The organism is Streptomyces sp. NPDC006012 (assembly GCF_042871185.1).
In the GTDB taxonomy this organism is placed as follows: domain Bacteria; phylum Actinomycetota; class Actinomycetes; order Streptomycetales; family Streptomycetaceae; genus Streptomyces.
Genome location: NZ_JBIAIE010000003.1, coordinates 550,812 through 568,987, shown reverse-complemented (window position 1 = coordinate 568,987; position 18,176 = coordinate 550,812). Strand labels below are relative to the sequence as shown.

The 18,176-nt window shown below is 69.0% G+C and carries 13 protein-coding genes; 5 read left to right on the top strand and 8 right to left on the bottom strand.

From position 1 onward, the window contains the following. Positions 1-241: integrase core domain-containing protein (locus ACFYPJ_RS09470; RefSeq protein ID WP_389012923.1), on the top strand; the 241-nt coding region annotated here is incomplete at its 5' end. 997 nt (positions 242-1,238) lie between these two features. Here ACFYPJ_RS09470 and ACFYPJ_RS09465 read toward each other — a convergent pair. From ACFYPJ_RS09465 to ACFYPJ_RS09455, 3 genes are all read right to left on the bottom strand, one after another. Next, the gene (locus ACFYPJ_RS09465; RefSeq protein ID WP_389013004.1) at positions 1,239-2,477 is read right to left on the bottom strand and encodes a helix-turn-helix domain-containing protein; all 1,239 of its coding nucleotides are present in this window, start codon (positions 2,475-2,477) and stop codon (positions 1,239-1,241) included. 133 nt (positions 2,478-2,610) lie between these two features. Beyond that, positions 2,611-3,234 carry a 2'-5' RNA ligase family protein gene (locus tag ACFYPJ_RS09460; protein WP_389012920.1) on the bottom strand — a complete coding sequence of 208 codons (624 nt, stop codon included), beginning with the start codon at positions 3,232-3,234 and terminating at the stop codon, positions 2,611-2,613. Positions 3,235-3,247: 13 nt separating this feature from the next. Next, positions 3,248-4,729: a helix-turn-helix domain-containing protein gene (locus ACFYPJ_RS09455; RefSeq protein ID WP_389012917.1), complete on the bottom strand. Its 1,482-nt coding sequence runs from the start codon at positions 4,727-4,729 to the stop codon at positions 3,248-3,250. Positions 4,730-5,040: 311 nt separating this feature from the next. Here ACFYPJ_RS09455 and ACFYPJ_RS09450 point away from each other — a divergent pair, with 311 nt between their 5' ends. Further along, entirely contained in the window at positions 5,041-5,679 is a 639-nt protein-coding gene (locus ACFYPJ_RS09450) for a DUF6415 family natural product biosynthesis protein (protein ID WP_389012914.1), read from the top strand. A gap of 380 nt (positions 5,680-6,059) precedes the next feature. Here ACFYPJ_RS09450 and ACFYPJ_RS09445 read toward each other — a convergent pair whose 3' ends face one another. After that, positions 6,060-7,883: a phosphoenolpyruvate carboxykinase (GTP) gene (locus tag ACFYPJ_RS09445; protein ID WP_389012911.1), complete on the bottom strand. Its 1,824-nt coding sequence runs from the start codon at positions 7,881-7,883 to the stop codon at positions 6,060-6,062. 324 nt (positions 7,884-8,207) lie between these two features. Between ACFYPJ_RS09445 and ACFYPJ_RS09440 the strand changes: the two genes are divergently transcribed. From ACFYPJ_RS09440 to ACFYPJ_RS09430, 3 genes are all read left to right on the top strand, one after another. Then, positions 8,208-8,921, top strand: a complete 714-nt coding sequence (locus ACFYPJ_RS09440) for a hemolysin III family protein (protein ID WP_389012908.1) — start codon at positions 8,208-8,210, stop codon at positions 8,919-8,921. A 108-nt stretch (positions 8,922-9,029) separates the two neighbouring features. Then, a complete protein-coding gene (locus ACFYPJ_RS09435; protein ID WP_389012905.1) occupies positions 9,030-9,707 on the top strand; it encodes a TetR/AcrR family transcriptional regulator in 678 nt (225 codons plus the stop codon). A 246-nt stretch (positions 9,708-9,953) separates the two neighbouring features. After that, positions 9,954-11,339: a hypothetical protein gene (locus tag ACFYPJ_RS09430; protein ID WP_389012902.1), complete on the top strand. Its 1,386-nt coding sequence runs from the start codon at positions 9,954-9,956 to the stop codon at positions 11,337-11,339. Between the two features lie 65 nt (positions 11,340-11,404). Here the strand turns inward: ACFYPJ_RS09430 and ACFYPJ_RS09425 are convergent, their stop codons facing one another. From ACFYPJ_RS09425 to ACFYPJ_RS09410, 4 genes are read right to left on the bottom strand one after another with little or no spacing between them, the layout of a single operon-like run. After that, positions 11,405-13,819, bottom strand: coding sequence for a galactose oxidase-like domain-containing protein (locus ACFYPJ_RS09425; protein ID WP_389012899.1), 2,415 nt, complete (start codon positions 13,817-13,819; stop codon positions 11,405-11,407). Further along, entirely contained in the window at positions 13,816-15,024 is a 1,209-nt protein-coding gene (locus ACFYPJ_RS09420) for a glycosyltransferase (RefSeq protein ID WP_389012896.1), read from the bottom strand. The genes ACFYPJ_RS09425 and ACFYPJ_RS09420 overlap by 4 nt, the downstream gene beginning before the upstream one ends. Further along, positions 15,021-16,727 (bottom strand): ArnT family glycosyltransferase, encoded by a 1,707-nt coding sequence (locus tag ACFYPJ_RS09415; RefSeq protein WP_389012894.1) that lies wholly within the window; start codon positions 16,725-16,727, stop codon positions 15,021-15,023. The genes ACFYPJ_RS09420 and ACFYPJ_RS09415 overlap by 4 nt, the downstream gene beginning before the upstream one ends. Continuing rightward, positions 16,724-17,992 (bottom strand): glycosyltransferase, encoded by a 1,269-nt coding sequence (locus ACFYPJ_RS09410; RefSeq protein ID WP_389012891.1) that lies wholly within the window; start codon positions 17,990-17,992, stop codon positions 16,724-16,726. The genes ACFYPJ_RS09415 and ACFYPJ_RS09410 overlap by 4 nt, the downstream gene beginning before the upstream one ends. Between the last annotated feature and the right edge of the window lie 184 nt (positions 17,993-18,176).

Genomic DNA, 18,176 nt, shown 5'->3' with positions numbered 1-18,176 from the left:
GAGCACCGGCAGGACCGGGTCCTGCTTCGACAACGCGGCAGCGGAGAGCTTCTGGGCCGTACTCAAAGAGGAGATAGGCACCCGGATCTGGACCGACCGGGCAACCGCCCGCGCCGAGGTCTTCTCGTTCATCGAGACCTTCTACAACCGACGCCGCCTACGCAAGCACGCCGTCTTCGGGTACCTCACACCCCACGAGACACGCCAGCGGATTCGTAACGACCAAACACTCACAGCGTAGAAGAACAGTGTCCAAGATCACGGGGAAACTTCACAAGTGTCGCTTGCTTGAGGAACGGAGGAGTGGGTCGAACTGGCTTGAACCGCGAAGGCAGGAGAGTCGTAGTAGCGGTTACCGGTCTGGGGTTCCTACGCCCCGCCCAGTCCTTGAATGAGGTGGTTTTTATGGATTCACCATCGCCCGAACCTTCAGACTCGGCCGGGCAGGGGAAGGAGGCGCGGCACCGTCTGCCTGCCGGACGCCGTGATCGGAGACCTGAGGCGGCCCCGTGATCGAGGGCCCGAGGCGGCCCCTAATCGGAGGTCTGAGGCGGCCCGTGATCAGTGGGCGGCGAAGTCGAAATCGCAGCAGGCGAAGCAAGTCGAGCAACTGGCCGACGGGCACGAAGCTTGGCAAGCAGGGCTCACACCAGCGGAGAAGGCGGCGCGCCAGGAGAGACTGACTGAGGGGCACAAAGCTTGGCGGGAGGCGATGACGCCGGCGGAGAAGGAGAATTCCGAAAGGGAGGCAAAGTCCAAGGCGAGCAGTAGCCGGTTTGAGGGGAAGACGGCAGCGGAGCGGAGGGAAGAAAACATGAGAGGGAGACGGGAGGTGGACACCAGTACTGTGAATACAACCGTGAGGCCCCAGCTGGGTGGGAACAAGTACGCCTGGATGAACCCAGCGCCCGCTGCTTCCAGTTCTGCACAACCGCCTGAAAGTCGTGATCGGTCGGCCAGTCCGCGCCGGTCCGTCAGCCCGGATTCCAGGCGCGCAGCCCGCAAACGGTAGTAATCCAGGAGCCCTGCGGCAAGGCCGTCTCATGCCGCCCTTGAATCTCCTCGCCTGCCAATTGTCATCGGCCTTCGGGTGACCGGAGCACAGCAGTAGTCACGCGGCTCACTGTCCGGGCTTCGGTCACTGGCCGCGACACGGCCCCGGTAGGGCAGGCACCACTCGCCGTACTCGATGACGCCCTGTTCGTCCCACAGCCGATGGACACCATTCGGCCCGGTGGTCAGTCGTACTCGCGAAGGGCGGCGACCAGCAGACGTCCCTCCGGCGCGCTACGGCGTAGGAGGAGCGCGGCCGTGGAGTGCAATTCGTTCCAGGAGTGCGGACGTCCCACGGCGGAGGCGTCCGGGACGCTCGGCACGGCCACCGACAGAGCCTGGGCCGCTTCCCCAGCCCGGGCGAGCGCATGCGCGAGGCATGCCCGATACCACGTCCTGTCACGCCGGTAATCGTCGGCCAGTGCGTCCAGACCGACCGTGAGCTGATGCACGGCTGCCCGCCAGTCGCGCAGGTGCAGCGCGGCCATGCCGCGCTGCAACGTGAACCAGGTCTCGCCGTAGAAGTACATCCACGGCGGCTCGTCCTCCGGGCGTTCGGCGGCGCGGCTGATGAGGTCCTGAGCCTCGTCGAGGTGCCGGTGGGTTTCGTCTGCGTCGCCGTTGAGCGCGTGTCCGCGGGCGGCCATCTGCGCCGCCATGCCCTGCACTCCCAGCGATGTGCCGGGCGCGGACCAGCGGGCCGCTTCGGCGAGCCGCACGCACCGGGTACCGCGCCCACCGGACCATGCCATGTGGGCCTTCATGCTGAGCGAGGTGGCAGCCATGTCGGCCTCGCCGGCTTCCAGGGCCCATTCGTGACTGCGGTCGTACCAGGCCAGCGCGGCGGCTGTCTGCGCCTGGTCCTGAGCCATCCAGGCGAGAAACTGGGCGTGTTCGGAAGCAAGCCGCACTACGCGGCCGGCCAGGGGCCCACGAGCGCCCGCGTAGAGGTCCACCACTGTCCGGAGTTGCTGGCGCATCACGCCGACGAGCGGCCGTGCGCCGATCTGGTCCTCGGCCCGGCGGTGCTCGGCGAGCAGGCGGTCAAGCCAGTCCAGGGTCGGAGCGTCCACCCGGTGGGTGTTGTCGACCACGCTCGTCACGCGGGTCAACAGGTCCGCGTCGGGCCCGGGTCCGGCTGACGCCAGAGCCGATACCGGAGCCGGGTTCGAGTGCTCCTTCCCGTGCTGGGGAATCCCGAGTCCGGACACGATGCGCTGGCGCACCTCTACGGAGGTCACGCGGCGTCGACCGCGCTCGATGTCGGACACGTCCGGCTGGACCAGACCGACGCGCTCACCGAGCTTCGTCTGACTCAGACCGGTGAGCTGCCGGTAGGTGCGGAAGACGTCGCCCCACTCTTCGCTCGCGACAGCCGCGGCGAGCGCCGGATGGGACCAGAGATCGATACGGGAATCCCCCATAACTCCAATATAGGACGACGCCATAGGGGCTTGGGATGGTAGCAAGGGGCCTTCGGCGAAAGGGTCTTGCCGCAAGGACCCCCCGCGACCGCGTTCACGGCCCGGGGGCACGGCCAACGCCCAACCCAAGAAGTCAGCCGAGATGGACCGTTGCAAACGGCTCCCACTCATACATGTGGTTGTCCCGGTGGATGACGATGAGATCCGCCTTGGAGACACGCGCCTGCGCCAGTACCACGCCCACGCCGTCCAGAGCCTGGATGATCGGTTGAGCTGGTCCGTAGTCAGCGCTGTACGCCACCGAGACATGAGGCCTGAACCCGCCAGCCTCCTCCGGGATGTCACCGCGCACTTCCCCGATTGCCCCGCGGACCGCGTCACGGACCGCGCACACAGCGTCGTCCGGGTGTACAGGCAGCAGAACCGCTTCCGGATCGACGACCACCGGTCCGATGCGAGCATCGAAGGCTGGGACAGCGCCCAGCCGGGGACGAGCCGCATCGACGATTGCCCGTACGTCCTGCTCCTTGACCTCACCCACAAAGCCGATGCCCTGCATCGTCAGGTGGAGCCACCGGTCCGGGATCAATGTGAGGACGTCTCCGAGGGGGGCGAGAGCATTCCGGTACTCGGAGGCGAGCTGCTGAACGTCGTCTTGGCCTTCGAATGTCAGATGCCAGGTGTAGAAACGGCGACCGACGCTCCAGCCAGGCCGCCACCACCAGTGATCACGCATGTTCGCAGGATGAGTGGTCATGTTGGGGATCAAATCAGGCAGAGCCTTCCCGTGGCGAGAGGGCCAGATGGCGCGCCGCTGAGTCCACGCAGAACTCGTCGATCGCCGCACGCAACCCGATCGCCGCGGTACCAGCGGTGTTCGGCCGACCCATAACGGCGGACAGTTCGTTGAGCCGTTGAGTGACAGGGGCCAAGCGGTGATCCGGCGGTAGAGAGAGCACAGGGGTCAGGGCTTCAAGGGCGCCTTCGGCTTCACCAGTGGCCAGGTGAGCAGCGGCCTGGCTGATGTGAATCTGCGCTTCGGTGCCGTATGCCCGTACCGGCTGAACGATCAGCAGAGCCAGGGCATTGTCGGCGGAGCGCAAGGCTTCGGCAGCCTGCCCCACGCGCAGTTGCACCGCTGCGGCATAGTTCCCCTGGCGAGCAGGCGGGCAAGAAAAGATGCCGCCGACATCGTCTTCCCCGGCCAGCGTGTGACGGGCATCAGCAGCACGCGTCACCGCGGCCATGGCCTCGCTGGCGGCACCCAGTTTCGACCAGGCGTCCGCCTCCTGACAGGCCAGCAGGACATGGGCCGATCCCGTCGAGCGGTACGTCGAGCCACGTCGGGCGTAGTTGATCGCATCCCGCAGGCGACCGTCCCAGAATGCCACCTTCGAACGCGTCGACAGCGCCCAGGCGCGCAGGTCGTTGTGTCCGGACAGTTCTGCACACAGCCATGCAGTGCGGCCCTGTGTGTCTGCGTCCCGCAGGTGCCCGAGGTCCGAAGACATCCACGCCAGCAGTCCGCACAGGTACCCGGCGGCAACGTACAGGTCGGCTGTCTGGCGTGGGTATTGGTGTCCCTCCAACAGGGAGAAGACTCGGTCGCGTAGCGTGCGGGTCCGCACGAAGAGGGTGACTGGATCGGACACGAGGTAGTCGGCCGCCAAGGCCCGCGTCCCGGCCATCAGTTGCTCGATGGCGATGTCACCGACGTTGGAACCTTCGGCCCATTGCGCCCATGTTGCGGACTCGTCGGCGGAAAGGTGGACGAGAGCGGAGCCAGCTGGTTCGGGTGCGGGCGGCTGTGGTTTCGGTGCGGCCAGGGCCTGGCTCTCCTCGGCGCCTCCGGGCTGGCTGCTGATCACACGTAGGTCGGTTTCGGGCAGGGACCGGCGGTCCGCGAGATCCAGTAGGTCCACGACGCGGCATCCGAATGCCTTCGCCGCGGCGAATAGGACTGGCAGGCTCGGCCGTCGGGAAGAAGGCGCCGGCCATTTCTCCCACTTGCCCACCAGCGAGGCGTCCGCGGCAACGCTCTCGCCGGGCCCGCGGTCGCCGGCCTGGCTGATGCGGTCCGCTGTCTCCTGAAGAGTCCAGCCGTGGGCGTGGCGCCAGGCTTCGCGCGGACGCATCCGGTAACGAGTGCGCATCTCGATCGCGATGTCCGCGGTAGCGCAGCCCGCGGCTGTCATCTCTTGCCTGAGGGCATCCCGGTCGGCTTTGGAACCGGGCTTGATGGGGGCGTTCATCGAAACTCCCTGCACGCGTTCGTCGACTCACGGTAGCGGGGGCAGTAGCCCCATGGAGTGATGGAGTGACCACCAACCGGAAATGATGCACGTCATCGGCCAGCCGACTGTCCAAAGTTGTGGATTGCTGCTGGTCACAGCTCTGCGAGATGTCCAGAAAAGTTGGTCACGGCCGCCCGTGACGACAACGGTCCTTCTTGAAACCGTGGGAAAGCACCGACACCACGATGCTGCGACAAAGCAGACCCCCGCGACCGCGTCCACGGCCCGGGGGCGTGGCCAACGCCCAACCCCAAGAGGGAGCGTCAACGTTGACGAACGATATCGCCCGGCCCCCGGCCGATACACAGACCGGCGGGATGACGATCCGGGTCTACACCGTGAACCACCACGGCACGGTCGTCCGGGATCGCGGCACCGTGAACGTCCTGCCCGGCAGCGAACCCCCGCCGTTCCGTTCGGACTTTCCGCCCTGCCGCTGTCCGGGATGCCGGCAGACCCGGGCGGTGGACGCGAACCCGGTGGACGCCGACCCGGTGGACGCCGACCCGGTGAACATGGGCCCGGTGCGCGCCACCGCCGCAGGCAGCGGTGCCGCGTGCCCGCCCGACATCGCCGCCATGCGCGCGACCGCGGCCCTGCTGCTCGGGGCGGACGGCAACGGGACCGAAGGACCGCCCCCGGTCCCGGAGGACCTGGACGTCCTCACCGCTGCCCTGCGCGGGCACCTGGAACTGCTGATCCCCGCGGTGCGGAACCAGGCCGGACGGCTGCCGGACGACAGCGTCCCCCGGTACTGCGCGCTCGCCTGCATCGGTGAGGCGTACCGCAGGCTCGACGCCGGGCCCAGCCACCGCTACGGCGGGGACGTGGGCCACGCCCGCCGCCTGGCGCGCGTGCTGCGCGCGCTCTGCGGGCACTACGAGACCGCATCCCGGCAGACCCCGTGACGTCAGGCACCGTAAAAGCAGCCGCCGGGCTGCTGGTGTGTGTGGCCGCCGTGTCCGCCCCGGTGCTCGCACCCGTCCTCGTCCTGGTGCTGGCGCGGACCTCCGGCTGACGCACCCCCACGGCGACCGCAGGGTCAGGGTCGCACCATGGCATACCCCGGACCGGGCGGCCGGGCGGCCGGTCACCGGGCAGTGGACGGTGGCGAAGGCCTGCCGCCGTCCTTCCGCCGGGGCGGGCGGAAGGGCGGCGGCGGGCCGCAGCCCCGTACGCCGTTGTACGGGACCTCGCCGGTCCGTGTACCGCGGCCGGCCGGGACGTTCGCTGTCCAGGGCTCGCCGGCCGGCCGCGGAGTCGGGGTGAGAACCGGAACCGCGCTGGTTCAGCCCAGGCGCTGCACCAGCGCCCGGTACTCGTTCCAGAGTTCCTTCGGGGTGTGGTCACCGAAGGTGTTGAGGTGCTCGGGGATCAGCGCGGCCTCCTCGCGCCAGACCTCCGGGTCGACCGTGAGCAGGAAGTCCAGTTGGGCGTCGGTCAGTTCGAGGCCGTCGGTGTCCAGGGCGGCCTTCGCCGGCAGGATGCCGATAGGGGTCTCGACGCCCTCCGCCGTGCCGTTCAGGCGCTCCACGATCCATTTCAGGACGCGGCTGTTCTCGCCGAAGCCCGGCCAGACGAACCGGCCGTCGCTGTCCTTGCGGAACCAGTTGACGTAGTAGATCTTCGGCAGCTTCGACTGGTCCTTGTCCTTGGCCACGTCGATCCAGTGGGCCATGTAGTCGCCCATGTTGTAGCCGCAGAAGGGCAGCATGGCGAAGGGGTCGCGGCGCAGCTCGCCGACCTTGCCCTCCGCGGCGGCCGTCTTCTCGGACGCCACGTTGGCGCCGAGGAACACGCCGTGGTTCCAGCCGAGGGACTCCGTGACCAGCGGCACCGCGGTGGCCCGGCGTCCGCCGAACAGGATCGCCGAGATCGGCACGCCCTTCGGGTTCTCCCACTCCGGGGCGATGATCGGGCACTGCGCGGCGGGGACGGTGAAGCGGGCGTTGGGGTGGGCCGCCGGGGTGTCGGACTCGGGAGTCCAGTCGTTGCCCTTCCAGTCGGTCAGATGGGCCGGGGCCTCCTCCGTCATGCCCTCCCACCAGATGTCGCCGTCGTCGGTGAGCGCGACGTTGGTGAAGACCGCGTTGCCCCACAGCGTCTTCATCGCGTTGGCGTTGGTGTGCTCGCCGGTGCCCGGCGCCACCCCGAAGAAACCGGCCTCGGGGTTGATCGCGTACAGCCGCCCGTCCTCGCCGAACCGCATCCACGCGATGTCGTCGCCGATGGTCTCCACCGTCCAGCCGGAGACGGTGGGCTCCAGCATGGCGAGGTTCGTCTTGCCGCAGGCGCTCGGGAAGGCCGCGGCGACGTACTTCGCCTCGCCGGTGGGCGGGGTCAGCTTCAGGATCAGCATGTGCTCGGCCAGCCAGCCCTCGTCACGGGCCATGACCGAGGCGATACGCAGCGCGTAGCACTTCTTGCCGAGCAGCGCGTTGCCGCCGTAGCCGGAGCCGTAGGACCAGATCTCGCGGGCCTCGGGGAAGTGCGAGATGTACTTGGTCTCGTTGCAGGGCCAGGGGACGTCCTCCTGGCCCTGCTCCAGCGGGGCGCCCACGGAGTGCACGGCCTTGACGAAGAATCCGTCGGAGCCCAGTTCGTCCAGGACGGCCTGGCCCATGCGCGTCATCGTGCGCATCGAGGCGGCCACGTACCCGGAGTCGGTGATCTCCACGCCGAGCGCGGACAGCTTCGAGCCGAGCGGTCCCATGCAGAAGGGCACCACGTACATGGTGCGGCCCCGCATCGAGCCGCGGAACAGGCCCTTCTCACCGGTGAAGACGTCCCGCATCTCGGCGGGCGCCATCCAGTGGTTGGTGGGACCGGCGTCCTCCTCCTTCTCGGAGCAGATGAACGTCCGGTCCTCGACCCGCGCGACGTCGGTGGGGTCGGAGGCCGCGTAGTAGGAGTGGGGGCGCTTGATCGGATCGAGTTTCCTGAACGTGCCCTTGCCGACGAGCTCCCCGCACAGGCGCTCGTACTCGGCCTCGGATCCGTCACACCAGACCACCCTGTCCGGCTGGGTCAGTTCGGCGATCTCGTTCACCCACGAGATCAGTTCCTGATGTTCGGTGGGGACGACGGGGGGAGCAGCGATGTCGCGCGCCACGATTGCTCCTAAATGAGGGGTTTTTTTGTTAGGGCCCCATGGGGGCTGCGGCCCGGACGCCTCGTAGCCGCTCATCCGGTGCCGACCGCACTCATTTGATCATCCGCCGCTCCTGCGCATCTGTCCATAGGGCCGCACAGGTGAGCAGCGTGAGGAACGCCACGATCAGCGGATCCCGGCGCGTTTCTTTACAGGCACGTAGCGTTCGCCTGGCTGTCTCTTTGCGTCCCCGGACCCTTGATCCCGTGAGAGGATGGCCACTGTCGCGTGGACAAGAGAGTTCGTTGATCCGCAACTTACGGTTCCGTAGGTACGATGCCGGTCATGACAGCGTCCGTCCCCGACGCGCCCATGGACCCGTCGGCCACCGGCCGACGCTCCGCCGCGCTCTCCCTGCCGCACCCGGTCAAGCCCAAGCTCCGCGGCTGGCTGCATCTCGGCATGTTCCCCGCCGTCCTCGTCGCGGGCCTCGTCCTGACCGCGCTCGCCGACTCCCCGCGGGGCCGGATCGCCTGCGGGATCTACGTCCTGACCGCTTGCCTGCTGTTCGGCGTGAGCGCCCTCTACCACCGGGGCAACTGGAGTCCGCGGGTGGGCGGCCTCCTGCGCCGCCTGGACCACGCCAACATCTTCCTGATCATCGCGGGCACGTACACCCCGCTGACCCTGCTGCTCCTGCCGAGCAGCAAGGGGCGCTGGCTGCTGTGGGCCATCTGGGCCGCCGCGGCGGCGGGCATCGTCTTCCGGGTCTTCTGGGTCGGCGCCCCGCGCTGGCTCTACACGCCCTGCTACATCGCCATGGGCTGGGCCGCCGTCTTCTTCCTGCCGGACTTCCTGCGCACCGGGGGCATCGCGGTCCTGGTGCTGGTGATCGCCGGCGGGCTGCTGTACAGCGCGGGCGGCGTGGTCTACGGCATCAAGCGGCCGAACCCCTCACCGCGCTGGTTCGGCTTCCACGAGGTGTTCCACTCCTTCACGCTGGCCGCGTTCGCCGTCCACTACGTCGGCATCTCGCTGGTGGCGTACCAGCACACGTGATATCCGCCGCCCGACACTGACCCCCGCCCTCCGGTCCCGGCGGCCACGGCTTGCGAGCCGTGGCCGCTTTTTCGCAGGCCATGGCCACACCCCGGCGGATGTCCGACAATGACCACCATGACGGCCGCACGCTCCCCCAAGCTCTCCCCGCCGCCCGACCCGGACGGTGCCGCCTGCTCCCCCGCCGACCGTCCCCGGCTCAGCCTGCGGGAACGGAAGAAGATCAAGACGCGTGAGGCGATCAGGACCGCGACCTACCGGCTGGTCGAGGAGCAGGGCTACGACGCCACCACGATCGAGCAGATCGCGGAGCGCGCGGAGGTGTCGCCGTCCACGGTCTTCCGCTACTTCCCCACCAAGGAGGACATCGTCCTCATCGACGAGTGGGACCCGCTCATCCTGGAGGGGCTGCGCGCCCGGCCCGCCGACGAGCCCTGGCAGCAGTCCCTGCGGCAGGTGATGCGCCGGGCCGCGCGGCAGGGCGGCGAGGACGATTCCGAGGTGGCGCGGCTGCGGTCACGGCTGATCGTCGAGGTGCCCGCGGTGCGCTCGCGGACCATGGAGAGCATGTCGGTCACCGGCCGCCTGCTCTGCCAGGCCATCGGCGAGCGGACCGGCCGGGACCCCGGCTCACTGGAGGTGCGGGTCCAGGCGATGTCCCTGGTCGGCGGGCTCCTGGAGGTCTCCCTGTACTGGGCCGAGAACCGCCACGAGGAGGAGCTGATCGGCCTCATCGACCGCGCCCTCGACGTCCTGGAGCACGGCCTGCCGACCGAAAAGCCCTGAGAGGGCGGTAGGCGAGTTTGATACATCCAGAGCGTGCACGCGGCGGCCGGGGCACCCGCACAGTCGACAGGTGGTATGCGGCAAAAAGTACCGGGCAGCAAGCACGGCCCAGAACTCCGCAGTAAGGGAATGGGGTGAACACGAAGACAGATCCGCATGACGTGACGCGGGACGTGCGGAGTGAACCAGAGGTCGCTGAGAAACGTTTCTGACATACCTGTTCACCAGTTCCAGGAGAGGTCCTCCATGCGGGAAAGCAAGGATGCTGCTCATGCAGCCGTACTGAACGCCCGGAAAAGAGGCCACCTGCCCAAACATACGGAAAAAACCGGCAGGTTCCTGCACAACCTCCGATCGCATGGGCGTCTCTCTGCCCCCGAGCAGGTACTGGTTGATGCACTGACGCGACATGGCCAGTCCTTCTTCCAGGACGAAAACGGGAGGTGGTGGCTGGAGTGCACCTGTGCGAAGGTGCACTGGACTGATGCCGACTACGCGGCCGGACTGAACACCCGAGAAGAAGGTGATCTGCCCACAAAAAAGGACAAGGATCCTGTGATGCGGAACGGGGTGTCCATCGATGTCCCCACCGGCCAATTCCTGGCTGACATGCGGAAAAGGGGGCGCATCGCTGCCCTCGAGCAGGTATTGGTTGATGCGCTGACACGACACCACGAGCCCTTGTACCGGGATGACAAGGGGAAATGGCGGCTGGAGCCCACCGGTGAGAAGTTGAACTGGACGGATGCCGACTACGCGGCCGGACTGAACACCCGAGGGAAAGGCGACCTGCCCCGGCATCAGAGGGAAAAGGATCGTGTGGTGCGGAACGGGGTGTCCGTCGCTGTACCCACCGGCAAGTTCCTGTATGACCTGTCGTACAGGGGGCGTATCCATGCCCCCGAGAAGGTGCTGGTTGATGCGCTGGCGCGGCACAGTCTGAAAATGGAGAGAGACGGGGAGGGACTGTGGAGGCTGGTCGATCAGCAGGGGAGATCGTTCACTGGCCACGGCCACGGCAATGCGGTGGGGCAGGGGCATTGGCAGGATGTGTCCCATGCCGGGAGTTCCGGGGCGGACGCCGGGCCCTCGTCGCTGTATGCGGGCCAGGGTGCAGCTGACCAGTCTACGCAGGCCGAGTTGCCCTGGTCACCGGAGCCGATATTCGGCGACGTGGACACGGACGCATTGATGCGCACCGTGGACACGCACGCAATGTTGAATGCCGCGTTTGAGACCTACCCCGATGCCAGCCTTCACCCGGCGGTCGAAGGGCCCAGTTCCTTTCCTCCTCCGGTCAATCCCATCGAGCCCTACATCCACGGAAACTCCTATCCCGCAGGCGGATGGGATGCCGGGCATTCCGGGGTGGGCGGACTGTCGCAGGGGATGGACGGGCTGACGATCACGGCTTCCGCGTACCCTCCGGCGGGGTACCCGGATGTGGCCTACACACAGTGGCGCAACCCCGCTTACGGCCCAGTGGGGTACAGCCAGGGTGCACCGTACGCGCAGGGGAGCAACCCCGCTTACAGCCCGGTGGAATACAGCCAGGGTGCGCCGTACACGCAGGGGAGCAACGCCGCGCAGGTCGCCGCCCCGGGCACCAAAGGGCGTTCCCGGCGAACTTGAGCAACCGTCCAACAGTCCCGAAACGGCGGCCGACCCGTTCCGGGACCGTTGCCGGCCCGGCCTGCCTAACGCCTCCTCACATCCCCCTTGCCGCAGGCGCGGCCGTCCCGGTCGGGGTCCAGGCGCAGCGGATCGTCCGCGCCGTTGACCTCCAGCCGGCCGTAGTGGTTCCGCGCCAGCCAGCCGCAGCGGGCGGCGGTCGTCTTCTTCACCTGGGGCGGGAAGACGGTCGGCACGCACACGTTGGCCGAGCCGTAGTGCCGGTCGCAGCCGGACACGGTGGTGCTCACCGGCCGGCCGGCGCGCTTCTTGCCGGGCCCGGAGACCTTGCCCGCAGGCGCGTCGGCGAAGGAGTGCACGTGCGCCGAGGCGTCGGAGGCGCTGAGTGCCGCCGGGCCCTGGAGGTGCACCCACTTCGCCACGGACGGCACCCCGTTCGCGTCCACCGCGAACAGCATGTACCAGCCGGGCGGTGCCAGGTTCGGGTTGCTCGTCACGTTCAGGTCGACGTTGCCGCCGTCGACGGACAACGGCAGGTCGACGAAGCGCTGGTTGGGGTCGGAGGAGTGGGTGACGGCGGCCGGGCGGATCAGCTCGGCCTTGGCGATCGGCCGGTCGACGGTGATCCGCTGGGTGTCGCCGTAGGTCCACTCGGTGTCGATGACGGAGGTGATCGTCGGACGGGTGCCCTGGTAGAGGTAGGGCGGGGTGTAGATCGACACGTTGTGGTTCCAGGAGCCGTTGCCCGGGTTGTCGCCGGTCGACATCACCCGGCCGTCCGGGAGCAGGAACGACGAGGAGTGGTAGCCGCGGGCCTCGGGGTCGGCCGCCACCGGGTCGAAGGTGCCCTGCTGCGGGTCGTAGACCGAGGACTCGTGGACCGGGTCGGCGCGGTTGTGCAGCGCGCCGCCGGTCTCCAGCACCGAACCGTCGGGCAGCAGCACGGCGGAGACGTACATCTTGCCCTGGCCGCCGGTCTGCGGCCGGGGCCCGTCGCCCAGGTCGACCGTGCCCTGCGGCAGCGGCGGCCCGGCGACGTACGACGGATTCGCCTCCTTCAGGTCGATCACGTCGGTCAGCCGGTTCGCGTCCGGGTTGGCGTCGATGTTGCCGCCGCCGATGGTCAGCACCCGCTGGTCCTGCGCCGGGGGCAGCAGCACGCTCGCCGACTGGTCCCGCTCGTCCTTGTTCTGCAGGCCGGGGACCTGGGTGACGGTGTTGGCCGCGTAGTCGTAGATCGCCGCGCCGGTGCCCGGGATGTTGTTGCCGAAGACATGGCTGCCCGTGTAGAAGAGGCGGCCGTCCTGCATCAGGACCATCGAGGGGTACAGACCCCAGTACGACCAGGTCTGGTTGACCTTCCACAGCGGCAGCCACTGCTGCTCGGCCTGGGACCAGTACTCGGTGGTCACCGAGCCGGTGGAGTCCTCGCGCAGCCCGCCGAAGGAGATGACGTCGCCGTTGCCCAGCTCGGTCGCGGACGGATACCAGTGGCCGTCGTTGAGGTCGTTGGTCCTGCTGTAGGTCTCGGTCGCCGGGTCGAAGACGTACGAGTCCTTGTAGCCCTCGTAGCCGTGCGAGCCGTCCGCCGCCGGATAGGCCAGGTTGCCGCTCATCACCAGCACCCGGCCGTCCTGGAGCTGGACGTGCCCCGCGCAGAACATGTCCTTCGGGGTGGGGATGACCTTGTAGGTGCCCTTCACCGGGTCGTACACCGCCGAGGTGAAGGTGCCCGCGGCGAAGTTCTCCTCGCTGTTGCCGGATCCCGCGATCAGCAGCACCTTGCCGTTGTTGAGGACGACGGAGTGCATGGAGCGGACCGGGTTCTGCGTCGGCAGGACCTCCCAGCTCCCGTCCGCGCACTGCGCCTGCGTGCCGGTGCACCCGGCGGGCGGCAGCGTGTCCTGGACCTGTTCCATGGCGTAGTCGTCGGTGGTCGCCGAACCGGTGCCGTACACCGACACGCCCCAGGTGATCCGGTCGGTGCCGGCCGGCACCTCGGGCGTGCGGACCGTGGCCTGGGTCCAACTCGCCGTCAGGTCAAGGGTCTTGAGGTCGGCCCAGTACTGCCAGCCGGTCTTCGCATCGTGCCGGAACAGGGTGAGGGAGGTGTCGGGCGTCGTCGACTTGTACCAGAGCGACAGGTCGTACTGTCTGCCCGCGGACACCACCGGCGCGCACTCGGTGGACTCGGTGATCAGCGCCTTGCGGTCGCCGTCGACCCGGCGGGACAGCGTGACCTTCATGGCCTCGGCGCCGCTGTGCGCGTCGGCCGTCGTCTCGAAGGTGAAGTCGTTGTCACCCCAGCCGGACTTCTCCCAGCAGTACGGCAGGTCGTCGCCCGCCCCGGAGGCCGCGGTCTCGAAGCCGGGGTTCTTCACCAGGTTGGCGGCCGCGGCGGGCTGCGGAGCGGTCAGGAGCAGACCGGCGGTCAGGGCCCCCACCCCGAGCAGCGCGGTTCTTCTGCGGTGGAGTTTCACAGGGCTCTCCTTGCGGCGGACGTACGGCCGGGCCGCCCGGCGCCCTTCGGCACGCGTCGGCGTGGCAGGTAGACCAGCGCTTCCGTGCCGAGGAAGCGCAGGACGAACGTCGTCGCCAGGGCGAGCGCGGTGGCGGGCAGCGCACCCATCCCGAACCGGTCGACGAACAGCGCGATCAGCGGGATGCGCAGCACGAGGTCGGCGTTGGCGAGCACCGCGAACCGGCCGAGGCGGTCCCACCAGCGGCGGTGCCGGCGCCGGTCGCGGAACAGCAGGTGCTCGATGAGCAGGAAGTTCCAGGCGACGCCCACCTGGTTGGCGAGGATCTCGGCGGGGACGTAGTGCACGCCGAGCCCGGTCAGCGCCGCGAGGCCGGCCAGGTTCGGCACGAACCCGGTGGCGCCGATCAGACCGAAGGCGATCATGCGCGCGACGGGCGAGGAGGTGCGCAGGCCGACCAGGTGCCGCAGGAAGCGGAAGCCTTCCCGCGGACTCGACTTGGACTCGCCCGCGAACCGGTCCTGGAAGACGAACGGCACCTCGGCGACCCGGCGGGGCCTGGTGCGCACGGCCAGTTCGAGCAGGATCTTGTAGCCGAGGGGCCGCAGCGCGTCCGCGGTGACCGCGCTGCGCCGGATCGCGAAGAAGCCGCTCATCGGGTCGCTGATGCCGTGCAGCCGGCGCGGGAAGAGGGACTTGGCCAGCCAGGTCGCGGCGCGGGAGACGGCCACCCGGTAGCCGCCCGCGAGTCCGGCCCGGCTGCCGCCCTTGAGGTAGCGGGAGGCGACGACGAGATCGGCGCCGGTCCGCTCGCCGGTGGCGACCAGTTCCGGCACCAGCGACGCCGGGTGCTGGCAGTCACCGTCCATGACGACGATCCAGTCGGAGGCGGCCGTCCGCAGCCCCTCGACGACCGCCCCGCCGAGCCCGCCCACCGGCTCCTCGCGGTGCAGCACGGACACCGCGAACGGGCAGTCCTGCGCGGCCCGGCGGATGGCGTCGGGGGTGTCGTCGGTGGAGTCGTCGACGAAGACGACCTCGCAGGGCAGCCGGGCGGGCACCGCGTCGGTGATCTGCCGCAGCAGCGGGCGGATGTTGGCGGACTCGTTGAACGTCGGTACGACGATGGTGACGGCGCCCGGCTCGGGTATCCCGGCCGGCAGGTCGCTGAGGCCGCGGGGCGCGGTGTACTCGTGGCTGCTCATCGCTCGCCTCCCACGGCCGACTGCCGGGACTGCTGGGACTGAGGGGACTGCCAGGGCTGCCGGGACTGCTGGGACGGCGGGATCTGCCGGATCTCGATGCGGTCGGCTCCGGTCCCGAAGGTGGCGACCGGCGTGGAGTGCTGGATGGCCGCCCGTACGGTGGGCAGGTCGCGTGCGTCACGCCGGACCGTCGGCGAGGCGACGACGTAGTCGACGTCCCGCCAGCCGTGCGGCATGGTCTTCGTCACGGCCGGGTCGAGGTCGGCCTTGTAGAACCAGATGGCGCCGAGCCCGGGCTCGTACCCGGCGTGCACCAGGTCGAGCCAGAGGGCGTCGTCGACGAGGACGCGGGTGTCCGCCGGGTCGTCGACCTCGGTGCCCAGCCACGCCGACGCCTGCCGGTAGGGGGCGTTGGCATCGGCGGTGACGGCGGTGCGGTCGCCGTCGTACCACCGCGGTACGACATAGGCGCCGGCGGCGACGGCGAGGACGGCGGCGAGCGCGTACCGGCCGCCGGTCACGTACCGCTTCTCGTGCTCGGCCCGCCGTCTGCGCAGCACCGCGTGGGTGACGGAGGCGGCGCCGCCGGCGAGGACGAGGGCGAGGAAGGGCAGCGCGCCGATGATGTACATGGCGGGCAGATAGCCGTTCGGGCGCAGGGCCATCGCCGCCAGGATCGCCACGGTCAGGGCCGGTCCGGCGAGCGCGCGGGCGGTGACCGACCAGCGCCAGGTGGCGAGCAGCAGCAGCGCCCCCGCGAGACCGCCGAGGGGCAGCACCCGGTCGTAGTACAGCCAGGAGTGGAAGACCGCGTACGAGCCGGAGGAGGGGTCCAGGAGGAACCCCGAACCGGGCCGGGACAGCTGGTAGGTGATGCCGTCCCACAGCGAGACGTGTCCGCTGCCCGGCAGCAACTCCCCCTTGAGCAGGGCGAACAGCGGGTAGGAGAAGCCGGCCAGGGCGCAGGCGGTGACCGCGCCGGTGAGCGCGAACTTCCGGGTGTCGCGGTGGCTGTGGCGCCACATGGTGACCAGCAGGGCGGGCAGGACGATGAGCATCGTCTCCTTGGTGAGCACGCCCGCGGCGGCGGCGAGGCCCGCGCCGAAGTGGTGCCACAGGTGCCTGCTGGGCGAGGCGGCGAGGCAGAAGGCCAGCAGCAGCCACATCACCGCGATGTTGTCGAGGAAGATCTCCCGCTGGAGGACGACGGCCAGCGGTGACAGGCCGATCAGGGCCATGCCGAGTCCGGCGGCCCAGCGGGGCAGCGCGAGGCGCCGGCCGAGGACGTACACGAGGACCGCGCTGACGCCGCTGACCAGGAGCATCGCCAGGCGCATGGTGCCGACGGTCATCGCGCCGGGGTCGAGCGCGGAGGGGATCCAGGTGAGCAGGGCTATCTGGACCCAGCCGAGCGGCGGGTGGTCGTACCAGTAGGTGTAGTGGGCCAGGCCCTTGCCCTGCTGCACGGCCCATGCCTGGGCGAGGTAGGTGCCCTCGTCGTCGCTGAGGGTCGGGTAGGCGGAGATGTTCCAGCCCTGGACGACGAGGATCGCCGCCAGCAGCAGCCCGCACAGCAGCAGGTCGGATCGGGAGGAGCGGAGCCGGGCCGGTGGCCGGGCCCGGCCGGGCGAAGGATCCGTCAGGGCATGGCGGGGCGGCGCGGGGACCGCCTGAGGGGTCACCGCGGGAAGGGTGGAGGTCACGCGGGAACGTCCTCTCGGATCGGCTCGGCCGCGGTGAGGTGCGCGCCGACGTGGGTGGTCAACTCCCAGTCGTTGCGGCCGCGTTGCTCACGCCAGACGGCGCGGACGGCGGCCCCCGCGAGGAGCACCTGGTAGAAGGGGCCGCCCACGATGAGCTTCACGTAGTGGACGAGGCGGACGCGCAGCCCGTACTGCCGGCCGAAGTCGTGCAGTCCGACCACTTCGAAGACGAAGGTGACGGCGGCCGTGACCAGCGGCAGGAAGGTGAGGAAGGCGATCCCGACGGGCACGTCGAGGAAGATGGCGACGGCCGCGTTGACCGGGATGACCAGGCCGGAGAAGGCTTGCAGGAACGGCGTCATCAGCGTGTACCGGGCGAGCAGCCGCTGTCCGAAGCCGGGCAGCTGGCGCCAGTCCTTCTTGCGGTAGACCTGGAGGAAGCCCTGGTTCCAGCGGGTGCGCTGCTTGAACAGCGACATCAGCGAGCCGGGGGTCTCTTCCCGGGTGACCATGTCGGAGTCGTAGGCGACGACCACCTTCTTGCCGACGCTGGACAGCCGGACGCCCAGGTCGCAGTCCTCGGCCAGGCAGTTCGGGTCCCAGCCGCCGGCCTCGCGCAGCACGTCGGTCCGGACGAAGACGGTGTTCCCGCCGAGCGGGATGAACCCCTTCTGGGCGTGCAGGTGCAGCCGGGACCGGAACCAGAAGAAGTACTCCAGGCAGTTGCGCAGGCTGTACCAGCTGGAGTGGAAGTTGATCAGCTGGACGCCGCCCTGGACGACGTCCGCGCCGGTGGTCCGGAACGCGTGGTCGACGTGGGCGAGGAGTTCCGGGTGGACCTGGTCCTCGGCGTCGAAGACCCCGACGACGGCCCCGCGGCAGTGCGGCAGCGCCGTGTTCATGGCCTTCGGCTTGTTCTTCCTCTCGTGGGTGTCGACGACGACGCGGACGCGCGGGTCGCGGGCGGCGGCCAGTTCGGCCACCGCCGTGGTCCCGGGGTCGTCGTGCCCCACGATGACGATGATCTCGAAGTCGGTGTGCGTGGACTCCAGCAGCCGCTGGATGGTGTGGTCGAGCACGGCCTGTTCGTGCCGCGCGGGCAGCAGCAGCGAGAACGACACGTGCCGCTCGCCGTCCGGTCTGCGAAAGCGGGTGGACGCGAGCACTTCGGGCGTACGCCACGCGTGCATCTGCCACCACAAGGTGAACGCGGCCATCCAGAACAGCGCAAGCGAAACGGCAGCGATGAAGACAGACGTCAGCAACAGATCCCCCCAGATCCCAATGCCCCCTGACGCGACGGCGGGTCAGAGCCGCCGCGTCACCCTGCAGAGATTATGCGTGATCTGTGAAGCGCGCAGGCACTTTGGGTGAAGAACTTGTTTCCACACAATCGGGTCGCTGGTGAACGAATGTGCTGAGCAAGCCCGTTCGGGGCACTGCGGGACA

Bases quoted from the DNA above. Each gene is read 5' to 3' on its own strand.
- ACFYPJ_RS09465 (WP_389013004.1), bottom strand. From the start codon at position 2,477: ATGGGGGATTCCCGTATCGATCTCTGGTCCCATCCGGCGCTCGCCGCG.
- ACFYPJ_RS09460 (WP_389012920.1), bottom strand. From the start codon at position 3,234: ATGACCACTCATCCTGCGAACATGCGTGATCACTGGTGGTGGCGGCCT.
- ACFYPJ_RS09455 (WP_389012917.1), bottom strand. From the start codon at position 4,729: ATGAACGCCCCCATCAAGCCCGGTTCCAAAGCCGACCGGGATGCCCTC.
- ACFYPJ_RS09440 (WP_389012908.1), top strand. From the start codon at position 8,208: ATGACAGCGTCCGTCCCCGACGCGCCCATGGACCCGTCGGCCACCGGC.
- ACFYPJ_RS09435 (WP_389012905.1), top strand. From the start codon at position 9,030: ATGACCACCATGACGGCCGCACGCTCCCCCAAGCTCTCCCCGCCGCCC.
- ACFYPJ_RS09430 (WP_389012902.1), top strand. From the start codon at position 9,954: ATGCGGGAAAGCAAGGATGCTGCTCATGCAGCCGTACTGAACGCCCGG.
- ACFYPJ_RS09420 (WP_389012896.1), bottom strand. From the start codon at position 15,024: ATGAGCAGCCACGAGTACACCGCGCCCCGCGGCCTCAGCGACCTGCCG.